This is a genomic window from Mucilaginibacter lappiensis, from assembly GCF_900155965.1.
GTDB classification, from domain to species: domain Bacteria; phylum Bacteroidota; class Bacteroidia; order Sphingobacteriales; family Sphingobacteriaceae; genus Mucilaginibacter; species Mucilaginibacter lappiensis.
The window spans coordinates 143,304-155,321 of the sequence record NZ_FTMG01000007.1 but is presented as its reverse complement, the minus strand read 5'-3'; the positions used below and the strand labels follow the sequence as shown (position 1 = coordinate 155,321).

Annotated in this window: 11 protein-coding genes; 4 read left to right on the top strand and 7 right to left on the bottom strand. The window is 41.8% G+C overall.

Annotation, left to right across the window (positions count from 1 at the left end):
- The first annotated feature begins 258 nt into the window (after positions 1 to 258).
- Positions 259 to 822: an adenylyl-sulfate kinase gene (gene cysC / locus BW976_RS15000; RefSeq protein WP_076374124.1), complete on the top strand. Its 564-nt coding sequence runs from the start codon at positions 259 to 261 to the stop codon at positions 820 to 822.
- Positions 823 to 870: 48 nt separating this feature from the next.
- Positions 871 to 1,701, top strand: coding sequence for a sulfotransferase (locus BW976_RS14995; protein WP_076374123.1), 831 nt, complete (start codon positions 871 to 873; stop codon positions 1,699 to 1,701).
- Positions 1,702 to 1,707: 6 nt separating this feature from the next.
- On the opposite strand, the gene BW976_RS14990 is transcribed toward BW976_RS14995, so the two are convergent.
- Positions 1,708 to 2,304, bottom strand: coding sequence for a TetR/AcrR family transcriptional regulator (locus BW976_RS14990; RefSeq protein WP_076374122.1), 597 nt, complete (start codon positions 2,302 to 2,304; stop codon positions 1,708 to 1,710).
- A gap of 87 nt (positions 2,305 to 2,391) precedes the next feature.
- Here BW976_RS14990 and BW976_RS14985 point away from each other — a divergent pair, with 87 nt between their 5' ends.
- Positions 2,392 to 3,186, top strand: a complete 795-nt coding sequence (locus BW976_RS14985; protein WP_076374121.1) for an alpha/beta fold hydrolase — start codon at positions 2,392 to 2,394, stop codon at positions 3,184 to 3,186.
- A gap of 12 nt (positions 3,187 to 3,198) precedes the next feature.
- Here the strand turns inward: BW976_RS14985 and BW976_RS14980 are convergent, their stop codons facing one another.
- Positions 3,199 to 6,129 carry a PAS domain-containing protein gene (locus tag BW976_RS14980; protein WP_076374120.1) on the bottom strand — a complete coding sequence of 977 codons (2,931 nt, stop codon included), beginning with the start codon at positions 6,127 to 6,129 and terminating at the stop codon, positions 3,199 to 3,201.
- Positions 6,130 to 6,317: 188 nt separating this feature from the next.
- On the opposite strand from BW976_RS14980, the gene BW976_RS14975 reads away from it, so the two are divergent.
- Positions 6,318 to 6,887: a DUF1572 family protein gene (locus tag BW976_RS14975; RefSeq protein ID WP_076374119.1), complete on the top strand. Its 570-nt coding sequence runs from the start codon at positions 6,318 to 6,320 to the stop codon at positions 6,885 to 6,887.
- A gap of 4 nt (positions 6,888 to 6,891) precedes the next feature.
- Here BW976_RS14975 and BW976_RS14970 read toward each other — a convergent pair whose 3' ends face one another.
- From BW976_RS14970 to BW976_RS29725, 5 genes are all read right to left on the bottom strand, one after another.
- Positions 6,892 to 7,533 carry an RDD family protein gene (locus BW976_RS14970; protein WP_076374118.1) on the bottom strand — a complete coding sequence of 214 codons (642 nt, stop codon included), beginning with the start codon at positions 7,531 to 7,533 and terminating at the stop codon, positions 6,892 to 6,894.
- Positions 7,534 to 7,672: 139 nt separating this feature from the next.
- Complete coding sequence (locus BW976_RS14965; protein WP_076374117.1) at positions 7,673 to 8,431, bottom strand: 6-phosphogluconolactonase; 759 nt, start codon at positions 8,429 to 8,431, stop codon at positions 7,673 to 7,675.
- A 16-nt stretch (positions 8,432 to 8,447) separates the two neighbouring features.
- Complete coding sequence (locus tag BW976_RS14960) at positions 8,448 to 8,714, bottom strand: HPr family phosphocarrier protein (protein WP_076374116.1); 267 nt, start codon at positions 8,712 to 8,714, stop codon at positions 8,448 to 8,450.
- Complete coding sequence (gene ptsP / locus BW976_RS14955) at positions 8,711 to 10,426, bottom strand: phosphoenolpyruvate--protein phosphotransferase (protein ID WP_076374115.1); 1,716 nt, start codon at positions 10,424 to 10,426, stop codon at positions 8,711 to 8,713. Before ptsP ends, BW976_RS14960 begins: the two co-directional genes overlap by 4 nt.
- Positions 10,423 to 12,018 (bottom strand): PTS system mannose/fructose/sorbose family transporter subunit IID, encoded by a 1,596-nt coding sequence (locus BW976_RS29725; protein ID WP_084192204.1) that lies wholly within the window; start codon positions 12,016 to 12,018, stop codon positions 10,423 to 10,425. Before BW976_RS29725 ends, ptsP begins: the two co-directional genes overlap by 4 nt.

Sequence of the window (12,018 nt, the reverse complement as noted above, 5' to 3'; positions counted from 1 at the left end):
ACGTAACATTTCTGTTAGGTGTATCATTTGGGAACGGTTGCCCGTAAAGCTCAGAGCTTGATCAAAAACTGCCTTTAAAGGCCTTCCTGTGCAGTTTAAGTATTCCACAATTATTTCCAACGAAAGTATTGTACCTGATTGTAAATAATCTTTTACAATCGGTTGCGTCGTAACGCGTAAGTTATTTTATAAGTTCACGTTCAGAAAGTGTCCTGCAAGACTTTCGCAAGATGATGTTTATTAACTTAACCAACGGGTATGATACTTTTATTTTGCGGCCTATCAGGAGCTGGCAAAACAACATTAGCAAAAAATGTTGCTGCCGAATTAACAGAACTCGGAATAAAGATTGAAATTATTGATGGCGATGAATATCGACAGGAAATCTGTAGAGATCTTGGATTTTCAAGGGAAGACAGAAGCGAAAACATCAGGAGACTGGGGTTTGTAGCCAGTCGTTTCTCCAGCCAGGGTATAGTTACCATCATCAGCGCTATAAACCCTTATGATGACGTAAGACGCGAACTTGCTGACCGATATGGCGATGTAAATATAGTACACATTGATTGCCCCGTTAACAAACTAATTGATCGCGACACCAAAGGCCTTTATCAAAGGGCTCTTTTACCCGATGGCCACCCCAATAAACTTTTAAACTTAACCGGTATCAATGATCGGTTTGATGTGCCGTATGATGCTGACCTTTATATTAATACCAGCGAAAACTCCATACAGCAAAGCACCTCTTTATTGGTTTATTTTATATTGAATAACCTTTACGCTACCGAAAAAATTTCTAATAAAATGACAGATAATTTTTAAGCTATTTACCTGCTTAAGCATTTTAAAACGATCGTCCTTTTATAAATTATGCAAAAAAGAACCCTTATCATTGCCGGAATGCACCGTTCTGGTACCTCGCTTATCTCTAACTGGCTTACAAAATGTGGGTTGCAACTTGGCGAACAATTACTTGGCCCGGGTTGGGGAAATGAAGATGGCCATTTTGAAGATGTGGAATTTTTAAAAATGCACGAGGAAGTTTTGAATAACAACCATCTGCCAGCTTCTGGTTTAACTGATGTGCAAATTGACACTTTCTCTATATATGAAAAAGAGAAATTGAAAAGCATTATTAAAATTAAACAGCAGCTATATGATCAATGGGGCTGGAAGGATCCGCGTACATGTTTGTTTTTAGATGTTTACCAGGAGTTGTTGCCACAAGCCTGTTATTTGATTATCCTGCGTGATTATCAATCGGTTGTAAGTTCATTACTGCGGCGGGAGTTTAAGGAGGTAGATCAAAAATATATGAGCCGTAAATACTTATCCAGATTGGTATGGCAGAAATTCAGAAGAGCGCGCAGGCTTAAAAAATATTATGATGAAAATGCACCAAAGTTTTTAAAAGTTTGGATAGCTTATAATCAGGATATTTTAAACTGTATTAAGAAGCTTAACAACGACTCATTTATAGTAGTTAACTATTCTCTGTTAAATAGGGCAGATACGCAACTCTTCTCGTTTCTTGAAAATAACTGGAACTTTTCATTGAAATATTTCAAATTTAAAGATGTATTTAAAGAGAGCCAGATAGGCAAGGATATAGACCTCGATCAACACATCACCAACAAAATGCTTATTGGAACTGCAAACAGATTGCAAGATGAATTAAAAAGCTTCATCCAGTTTTTTTAACAATGCTTAATCTTTAAAAAAAACAATACGATTTACTGACCATTTCCAGGTTTGTAGTATTTCATCATTGGTTAAGCGGCATACATCTTTTAAAACAGTTATAGATTCGATGCCGAAGAATATACTTAATGAATTAACCATGTGATCAAAAACTCCCGAAGTTAATGTTGATTGTAATGGTTTAAGAGCCTCCCTGATCAGGATGATCCGCCGTCCGGCTCTTGATGGTGTCTCTTTCCGGATAACTGATTCGCCAATGATGGAACTTAAAAACAGGCGAAATTCAACCTCATTATTGATAAATAAGTTAAAATGATAGTCAATTAGCCGGTCCAGTCTTCCTTTCAAGTCGTTGATACTTAAATCCGCAAAAAGATTGTCGTTTGTTTTTGCCTTCAACTGGAGCGATGCTTCACGCTTTAATGCTTCTGAACTGGAAAAATACCTGTAAGCTGTGGCTTTTGAGATTCCAGCCTCCCGTGCAACTAAGTCTACGCTTATTTCTATGCGTTGTTTTAACAGTTCATTGGCTTTTAAAAGAAGAACCTCGCGGGTTTTCATTTTTTGGCTAACTCTTCCTTTGTCTAATGATAACTTTCCCATTGTGATACTTTTTTCTCATAAAATTCATTTCATAGATTAAAATTAATATTTTTGTGAGATATTAGTATCATAAAATAATATAATAAAATGATAAGCAAACTCAAAATTCGCGGCATTAATTTGGTATATGAAGACATGGGTACGGGCGATGTTATCGTATTTATACATGGGCAGCCTTTTAATCGTAGCATGTGGAATTACCAATCGCAGGTATTTAGCAAAACAAATCGGCTCATTGTTCCTGATTTAAGGGGGTATGGTGAAAGTATCACCACCGAATCTATAGTGCTTTTAGACGAGCTTGCGCTTGATATTATTTATCTGCTTAATGAACTGAATATTTCTAAAGCGGTATTTGTGGGATTATCTATGGGCGGACAGGTAGCACTTGAAATATACAGGCTTGCTCCCCACTTAGTGAAAGGATTAGTACTGGCAGATACTGATGCAAGGGCCGAAGACGCTACCAGTTATTTAAACCGGAAAGCGCTTGCAAAAAGGCTCTTAACTGATGGCATGGAAAGTTATACCACTCAAAATATAGGTCATTACCTTTGTAAAAATACTTTTGATACCAAACAAGAGGTGGTGGATCATCTTAATACCATGATGATCAATACGGATGCGGCTGGTGCAGCCGCGGTACAGTTGGGTCGTGCTGAAAGAAGAGATCATTCCGGCATTCTTTCAAATATTGATTTTCCAACGTTGATCATCGTTGGAGATCAGGACGTGTTTACCCCTGTTAGCACTGCAGAGTACATGCAAACCAGGATAAGCAAGGCTGCACTTGCCATTATAAAAGATGCCGGCCATATGCCCAATATGGAACAACCGGAGCAGTTTAATCAATTATTAAAGAATTATCTGGACAAGCTTTAAATGATGCAAAATTTACTGCTCATTTATCCATGCTTCGGCGGTTATTATATCAGTAAAAAATCTAATATCTATTTTGTTTGGGAGGGCATTCACGCTTTTACGGGCCGACAGCTGGCTGAATACACTTGGGGAATTAACCCATGCAAAATATCTTAAACCGGCTTTCTGCATAGCCGGGAACCATTCCTGCGCAACCCAATCAATAGCTTCAGACCAGTTGCCCAGTACATGAATATTATTATTAAGTATTTTATGCACATTGTTTTTTGTCATCATGCTCAACATATGATGGCAGCTTCGTTGTACCGACTCCAAATTTTGAAAACCAGTCCAGTCGGTATCAATTCGTGAGTGAATGTTATTATAGCTCAGGGTAATAGCACTGTCATGATAGTATAGATCGCCCTGTATGATGGCTTCTTGTTTGGGGATTTGGTGTGTCAGCAATCTGAAAAAGAAGGTAGATCCTTCACCAGGTATACTATCTATCCAAAAGCTACCATTATGCCTTTTTAAGATCTCGGCCGAAATAAATAAGCCCAGGCCAAGGCCTTCAAAACGCATGGCCGTATTATCTACCCGGTAGTATCGTTCAAACAAACGGCTCAGGTTTTTTTCTTCGATACCAATACCAAAGTCCTGAACAGATACAATCAGGCTGTTATCCTCATGCAGCATACAATTAACAATAACAGTATCTGCCTCGGGCGAATATTTGATCGCATTAGTCAATAAATTATTTACTACTTGTTCCAGTCTGAAACGATCGCCGGTATAGGTGATATCTTCAGCGCTTTGCAATATGATCCGGTGAGATGTAGTAGTGTGCTGCACGCCATCAATAGTATCTCTCAGCATTTCATGGAAATTGAAAGTTTCCATGTTATAATCCATTTTTCCGGCGTTGATACGTGATACATCCAGCAGATCACTAATCAGCTTTTCCAACCGTAATACATGTGCGGCCGACTTTTGGATAAGATCATTAAGCTTTGAGGGATCATTAATACGCATCATGAGCTGGTTAAACGCCTTGATGCTGGTTAATGGTGTTTTTAATTCATGGCTGGCAATAGAAAGAAACTCGTCCTTTTTTTGCTCATTGGTTTTCTGAATATCGATATTGGTATTGGTACCCAGCCATAGTTTGATCTCCCCATTTTCAATCAACGGCACTGCCCGGGCCAGATGCCAGCGATATTGCCCGTCCTGAAATTTTAAACGGAACTCCACCAGGTACTCCAAACCTGTTCTTAAAGCAGTAAGCCATTTTTTTAAGCAATTTTGCTGATCATCAGGGTGGATGAAAGCCTGCCAGCCCTGGCTGATAATATCTTCAGCGCTTCGCCCAAAATCATCACAGATCACTTCATTTACATAATCAAGCTTGCCATTGGGGCGAGCCGTCCATACCTGCTGCGGCATGGCGTTCAGCAAAAAGCGGAAACGTTCTTCGTTTTCCTTTTCTTTTAGCCTCACCAGCACTGCTTCGGTAACTTCAAAAGCAAAAACCATAATGCCATCTACATTATCGGCAGCATCATACCTGGCCTGGTAAATAAAGGTAAAGTAGCGATCTTCTAAAGGTCCGCCGGCTTCACGGGCCAAAGGCACCAGTAACTCTTTACCTTCAAAGGTGTTACCGGTTTTGTATACATTTTTTAAAATATCAGCTATCAATTGATCCTTAAGCTCAGGCAATGCTTCTAACATTGGTTTCCCGGTGAGTTTGCGTCCCGGAAAAAGCTTTTGGTACGGCGGGTTAACCAATTCAAATACAAAATCTGGTCCGTCAAGTATGCAAATACCGGCAGGGGCCTGCATAAAGAATCTTTTCAGCCGCTCGGTTTGACCGGTGGCATCCGCCTGTGCGGTTAACAATTCAAGGGTGCGCAATTCAACCCGGCTTTCTAATTCGTTATTTAACTTAAGCAGATTTTGTTGTGCCTGGAACAACTCCTCGTTGGTGGTACTTAACTCCTCGTTGGCCGATTGTATTTCCTCGCTGGTAACCTGTATTTCTTCGTTGGCATTAGCCAGCCCCTCATTAAGTGCTAACAATTCCTTACTGGTTTGCTCCAGCCGTTTTTTAGCTATAACCAACTCGGTGATATCATATTTAAAACTTAAAACACCGGTTATGTTTCCCTTTTCGTCGCGAATAGCCTGGTAAACAAAATTAAAATAATAGTCTTCTACCTTACTGCCAATCTCCCAGGCGAGTGGAGTATGAATTTCGTTCCCTATATAGGTTTCCCCTGTTTTATAAACGCGTTGCAGCTCATTCCAAACAGATTGATCCGCAATCTCGGGGACTGCTAAGAGCAAAGGTTTACCGAGTATTTTGCGCCCGGGGAAAAATTCTTTCTCGTACTGCGGATTTATAAAATCATAAACAAGGTCGGGGCCCATAAAAATGGCAATTTGAGCAGGTATTTCATCAAATAGCTTCTCCATTTGCCGGCTTAGTTGCTCCGCTTTTGCTGCTGCCGCTTTTTCCTTTTCCAGGCTGGCATTTAAATTCCGTTCGGCAATTACCTTTTCGGTAACATCCTGGGTATGGTGTATAATGTAACAGATATCGCCATCGGGGTCAAGTACGGGGGTATGGGCGGTGTCCCAGTAACGCTCCTGCAATTTACCTTCCTGGCCAGGTGTGTCAAAACGTGTTACAGGTAATTGATGTGGTTTACCGGTTTCTAATACCTGCTCCAATGAAAAAACGATGCCTCCTTCGTCTGCTGCCCAATCCGGTTTTTTAGGAAAAACATCAAACAGGTGCTTTTCGAGCAGTTCGGCCCGCTTTTTACCGGTTAATTGTAAATAAGCGTTACTGGCAGTAAGTATATACAGTTCCTTTGAAAGAATAAGATAAGGCTGAGGTAAAGTCTCAAAAACCCTTAACATTTCTGGGGGCAAAGCTGAACTGTGTTTAATGGGCATAGATTATACAAAATGGATAAAAGCAAGATTACTAATCCTAAGGTAATTATTAAAATATTATCTTATAAGAAAATGTTTTGAATGAAAATAAATTTAACTGTGCAGGCTGTATTTAATTAACATATTTGTCGGGCTCATGACCAAATAACAGGGATTGACGGGCAAGACTAAAATCTTTAATTTTATTTATGATATCTGATTACCTGGAAAGCGTTACAAAACAGTTTGCCTATTATAAAATGCTAGGCGAAAAAACATTTGCACAATTGACTGATGGACAGCTAAACTGGCAGTATAATGCGGAATCAAACAGCATTGCCATGATCGTTAATCACCTTTCGGGTAATATGATCTCCAGGTGGACAGACATCTTTAATACCGATGGTGAAAAAGAATGGCGTAACCGCGAGGCTGAGTTTACAGCTATAAATCCTGGCCGTGAAGTTCTCTTAGAATTGTGGAACAAGGGTTGGGAATGCCTTTTAAATGCCCTTGAACAATTGACTGCCGATGATCTGGACAAGATCATTTACATCCGTAATATGGGGCATACCGTTGCCGAAGCCATTAACCGGCAGTTGGCACATTATCCGTACCATGTTGGGCAAATTGTTTTTATTGGTAAAATGCTTTGTGATGAAAAATGGAGTTCGCTCTCTATTCCTAAAGGAAAATCTGACGACTATAATGCTGATAAATTTGCCAAAGAAAAACACCGGGAACATTTTACTGATGAATTTAGGAAAGATAAAGATTAAGCTATCACTTTGGTTTCCTGACTACATAGGTTTTGGCTCGTTGGTCGTGCCAGCATTGTTTCATTGGGCTCCATAGCATGGCAAAATAACCAAGAAAGAAAAGAAAGCTGGATAAAATTTTCAATAGATTACGTGATAATGCAGTACCAAAACTTAATCTTTGCCCATTAATGTTAACCACTACCAGTCTGCAAATGAACTTACCAATGCTCCCTTGCATTTTAGTAGCTTCAAAAGTTGAGTTATAGGAAGTTAAAATCAGGAGGAAAATGAGCCTGAACAAAAGGTCCCTTTCGGTAGATGATGTGGATGATAAAGGATCCATGCTTATGGTACTGGTTGTCAGCCGCCCAATAGCAACAAATATACCAACTGTTAGCCCTAAGCCGATGGTTATAATGACGTAATCAATAACAAATGCCAGTAATCGCCAGCCAAAATTGGCTACGTTGCTTGTTGTAGGTGCATATATACCAATAGATTTAAAATATTCATCAAATTCGGGTAGTTCAAAAGCCTCCTGCCAATCGGTAGCTAAGGGCGATAATACCAGTTCGGTAGCATTTACTTCCATATCCATTAATTCGATATGGCTATATGGGCCGTGCTTTTCGTTATCTCTTAAAATATAGTATTCGTTGATCATGATATGCAGGTTTAAGGTTCCCGAAAAATAAAGAAAAAATCTTTTGAGGTCAATAGCTATAGCAGTTTAATACGCATAAAAAAAGTCTTACAACAATTGTTATAAGACTTTATGATAAAGGTTCAAGGTGGGAAAATCTTTAAAAATTGTAACCTCGTTGTTTTACGCGTTCATGGATCAGCGCGCCGGCATCGGCATCTAATAAAATTTCGCAGTTGGGGTGCAATTGAACTACCGATGCAGGTATATCGGTAGTTACTGGGCCTAAAATAGCTTGTTCAATAATTTTGGCCTTATGGGCTCCCTTGGCTATCAATATCAGTTTGCGGGTATGCATAATGTTTTTTACACCACGGGTTAGGCCACCCAGCACAATATGTTCGGGCACCTGTGTTTCGCGGCGTACACGGGCCTCAAAGTCGGGGTCCATAGGCGATACCCATGTTTCACTTTCAAAGGGCGTACCGGGCTGGTTAATGCCGATGTGGCCATTGCTGCCGATGCCCAGCATCTGCAAGTCGGCGCCACCACGTTCGGCCAGGCGTTTTTCAAAAAGCAGGCTTTCGGCCTCAAAATCATCGCTTAGGGTAGGGGGCATAATAAAATTTTCCTCAGGAATACCTAGCGGGCCGGCTATCTGGTTCAGGATCATGGTGTAGCAGCTGCCTGCATATTCCCGGGGCAGGTTGGTGAGTTCATCCACATTAAAAAGGGTAATGCGTGATACATCAAATGGGTATTGCGTGTAAATATCAGACACTATCCGGTGCATATCCATCGTGGTTTGCCCGGTTGAAAGACCTATCACAGCCGCGGGTTTTTCCAGCATCTGACCGATGATGCGCCAGGCGGCAGTTTCGTTAAATTCCTTTTCGTTTTTGGTTATCGTGATCTTCATCGTTATTATGTTGCCTTTACAGGTGTTTTAATTCTTCCTCAAAAAATGCATCGATGGCTATGATAGCACTCGTTTCGTCTTCGCCATCAATAATAATGGAAACCGTTTCACCTCCTTTTATACCCAGGGAAAGGATATTCATCAGGCTGCTTAATTTAACCGTACGCTCTCCTTTTTTTAAGCTGATGAGTGAGCTGTAGTTTTTAGTTAGTTTTACCAGATTGGTTGCAGGGCGAGCATGCATGCCCTCGGCTGCTGTAATGATATAGTCTTTTGTGATCATAGGGTTATCTCCTGTAAATAAGCGGTGATTAATGCCGAGCTGTCCATTTCCATTACCCTCTGGTGTATCTCTTTTGCTACCAACAAGCTGTTGATAATGATATTTTTGATCTCTGGAATAGCTGTAGCGCTCATGGAAAATTCGGTAAGTCCCATGCCCAATAATAAAAGGGTTGCTTTGGAATCCGATGCCAGTTCGCCGCACATACCTACCTCTACATTGTTTTTATGACCCTGTTCAATCACATAGGCAATAAGCCGGAGCACGCCGGGATTGTAGGGGTCATACAGATCTTTGATCTGCTCGTTCATCCGGTCGACCGCCAGCGTATACTGACAAAGATCATTGGTGCCGATGCTGAAAAAATCCACTTCTTTAGCCAGCAGATCGGCAGTGATAGCAGCCGATGGTATCTCAATCATGATGCCCACAGGAATATTTTTATCAAAGGTGATACCTGCTTTGGTTAGTTCATCCTTGGCCTGTTGTAATATGACTTTAGCTGCTCTTACTTCCTGAATATTAGAGATCATCGGAAACATGATCTTTAATTGGCCGAATGCGCTGGCCCGTAATATGGCCTTTAGCTGGGTGATAAAAATATCAGGGCGATCCAAACAGATCCTGATGGCCCGGTAACCCAGGAAGGGGTTTTGCTCGGTAGGGAAGTTAAAGTAGGGAAGCTGTTTATCGCCGCCTATATCCAGCGTACGCACAATAACAGGTTTGCCTTTGGCTTTCAGCGCTACGGCTTTATAAAATTCAAATTGTTCGTCTTCGCCTGGTAATGCATCGCGACCCATAAAAAGTAGTTCTGTGCGCAATAATCCCGAGCCTTCGGCGCCAAAGCTGATGGCTTGTTCCATATCGTTTGCGTTGCCTATATTGGCAAATAGTTTGATGTTGATGCCATCGGGAGTTGTTGCTGGTGTATCTTTTAGCGACCTGAGTAAGTGGTTTTTTTTCAGCCAGTTTTCTCTTTTTACGTGATATTGTTTAACTATCTCCTGAGCCGGATTGATGATAATATCTCCGCTTTGCCCGTCGAGGATCAATTGGTCGCCATTTTTGATATTCATCAAGGTAACACCGCATCCAACAATGGCCGGAATACCGCGCGATCGGGCAATGATGGCGGCGTGTGATGTTCGTCCGCCCGCTTGTGTGGCAAAACCAACAACATGAGTAGTATCCATGCTGATGGTATCTGATGGTGTAAGGTCCTCGGCAATAATGATGGTATCAGTTTCGTAGTGTGGAGCATGGGTTGGGGCTGAAAAGCTCAGGTTTCTGAGTAAGCGGTTGCCAATATCCTGCACATCGGCGGCACGGGCACTCAGGTATTCATCGTCCATGTTTTTGAACAATTGAACCGCGTCTGCAATTACCTCGATCAAGGCATCATTTACGTTCTTTTTTTCTTTGGATATTTTCCCGGTCACATCCTCGCTGATCTGTGGATCGCTCAACAATTCAATATGGGTTTCCAGGATCTCCAGACCTTCATTGCCTTGCGACTGATCATAATTGCTGATCATCGCTTCCACTTCTTGAACCGAAAGCGCAACAGCATTGTTGAATTTATCTGTTTCGATAGCTATATCCGCCTCATTCAATAATACAACGCCCGACAAGGCAGCTTCCTGTTTTCTGAGCAGATGCGCTTTGCCAATGGCTATTCCGGGAGATACGCCTATGCCATTGATCGTCATACAAACAAATGGATTATACTGCCTGCAAAGCCTAACACCAATAAGCCCAGCAACAGCCAAGTGGTTTTAACCTGTTTTTTTACAAAATAATATACCAGGAAGGTGAGCCCCAGCGGTATCATGGCTGGTACTATCTGATCCAGGATGCTTTGCACCCCAATGGCTGATGAGGATGAACCAATATTCAGTGGTATTTTGATATTCATCAAAGTGGCAGGCATAGCGCCTACTACCATCAATCCTAATATAGCAGCACCAGAGGTAAGCTTATCCATTACGTTGCTTTTGCTCAGGTTCTGCAAAAATTTGGTGCCGGCGTTGTAGCCTATAAAAGTAAGGTTGTAACGCAGCAGCAAATGTGGTACATTAAATATGATCAAAAAAAGCAGCGGACCTAATATATTTCCTTTGATAGCCAAAGAAGTACCAACACCCGCGGCAATCACCTTAAAGGTACCCCAAAACAAGGAATCAAATACCCCGGCCAATGGTCCCATGAGTCCGAGTTTAACCGAGCTGATAGATTCTTCATCGAAATCCTTATCCTGCGCGTTTTGCTCCTCCATGGCGGCGGTAATGCCGATGATGAGCGTAGAACCATAGGGACTGGTATTAAACAATTGCAAATGCCTTTTGAGCGCGGCAGTCATGGCCTCTTTGGTATGATATAGTTTTTTGAGTACCGGGATAATGGCAAAGGCGAAGCCCGTATTTTGCCAGGTTTCGAAATTGAAATTAGCCTCCAGTGCAAGTGATCTTAAAAATAGTTTTCTTAAAGTGCCATTACTCAATTTGTGTTGCGGTTCAGCAGGTATTGTTTCCGCGGGCGTGTCATCAAAGTCAAAATCATCATCATTGGAGGTGGCTGCCGGTTTTGGTGCATCCTGTGTTACTATTAACGCAATGATCACCCCTAAACCTCCAATAGCGATAATGGGTAGCTTTAAATAAGCCGCCAGCATAAAACCCAGGAAAAAGTAGGGAGCAACCCTTTTGTTAAACATCAGGTTCATGAGCAGCGCAAAACCCAGCGCTGGCAGCATATTCCCGGCCACCTGCAGGCCCGATTGTACCCAGGCAGGGATCAGATCAAGGAATGATTTGATGGCTGTCGAGCCCAGTTCCAAAGCCACAAAAATAATGATACCCATCAACAGGGGTTTTAACAAACCCGAAAGGATATGCAAGCGCTGGATGCCTTTATAGTCTCCATCCTCGGCATATTGATTAAATTTTTTATTGAACACCGCCCGGAAAACGAACAATCCACTGATCACCATTTCTGAGAGGATAGAGATAGGTACCGCCAAAGCCAGCGCGATAGCAGGCCCTTTGTGCGACATGATGGCGAAGGCAGTGCCCAGCACCCCACCGGTAATAATATCGGGCGGAATAGCCGCGCCAACTTTAATATTGCCCATAAAGATCAGCTCCAGCGTAGCGCCTATCATGACACCCTGGGTTACATCGCCCAGCACCAAACCAACCAGTGGCCCCAGGATCAGCGGGCGACTTAACAATGTAGTACCCAGGAAATCCTCAAAATGCCCAAAAACGGCTATAAGTGTGAGTAGCAGATAGGTGGCCAGCAT

What these genes read in the sequence shown, in the direction of transcription:
- cysC (WP_076374124.1), top strand. Translation starts at nt 259, where the DNA reads ATGATACTTTTATTTTGCGGCCTATCAGGAGCTGGCAAAACAACATTA.
- BW976_RS14995 (WP_076374123.1), top strand. Translation starts at nt 871, where the DNA reads ATGCAAAAAAGAACCCTTATCATTGCCGGAATGCACCGTTCTGGTACC.
- BW976_RS14990 (WP_076374122.1), bottom strand. Translation starts at nt 2,304, where the DNA reads ATGGGAAAGTTATCATTAGACAAAGGAAGAGTTAGCCAAAAAATGAAA.
- BW976_RS14985 (WP_076374121.1), top strand. Translation starts at nt 2,392, where the DNA reads ATGATAAGCAAACTCAAAATTCGCGGCATTAATTTGGTATATGAAGAC.
- BW976_RS14980 (WP_076374120.1), bottom strand. Translation starts at nt 6,129, where the DNA reads ATGCCCATTAAACACAGTTCAGCTTTGCCCCCAGAAATGTTAAGGGTT.
- BW976_RS14975 (WP_076374119.1), top strand. Translation starts at nt 6,318, where the DNA reads ATGATATCTGATTACCTGGAAAGCGTTACAAAACAGTTTGCCTATTAT.
- BW976_RS14970 (WP_076374118.1), bottom strand. Translation starts at nt 7,533, where the DNA reads ATGATCAACGAATACTATATTTTAAGAGATAACGAAAAGCACGGCCCA.
- BW976_RS14965 (WP_076374117.1), bottom strand. Translation starts at nt 8,431, where the DNA reads ATGAAGATCACGATAACCAAAAACGAAAAGGAATTTAACGAAACTGCC.
- BW976_RS14960 (WP_076374116.1), bottom strand. Translation starts at nt 8,714, where the DNA reads ATGATCACAAAAGACTATATCATTACAGCAGCCGAGGGCATGCATGCT.
- ptsP (WP_076374115.1), bottom strand. Translation starts at nt 10,426, where the DNA reads ATGACGATCAATGGCATAGGCGTATCTCCCGGAATAGCCATTGGCAAA.
- BW976_RS29725 (WP_084192204.1), bottom strand. Translation starts at nt 12,018, where the DNA reads ATGCTGGCCACCTATCTGCTACTCACACTTATAGCCGTTTTTGGGCAT.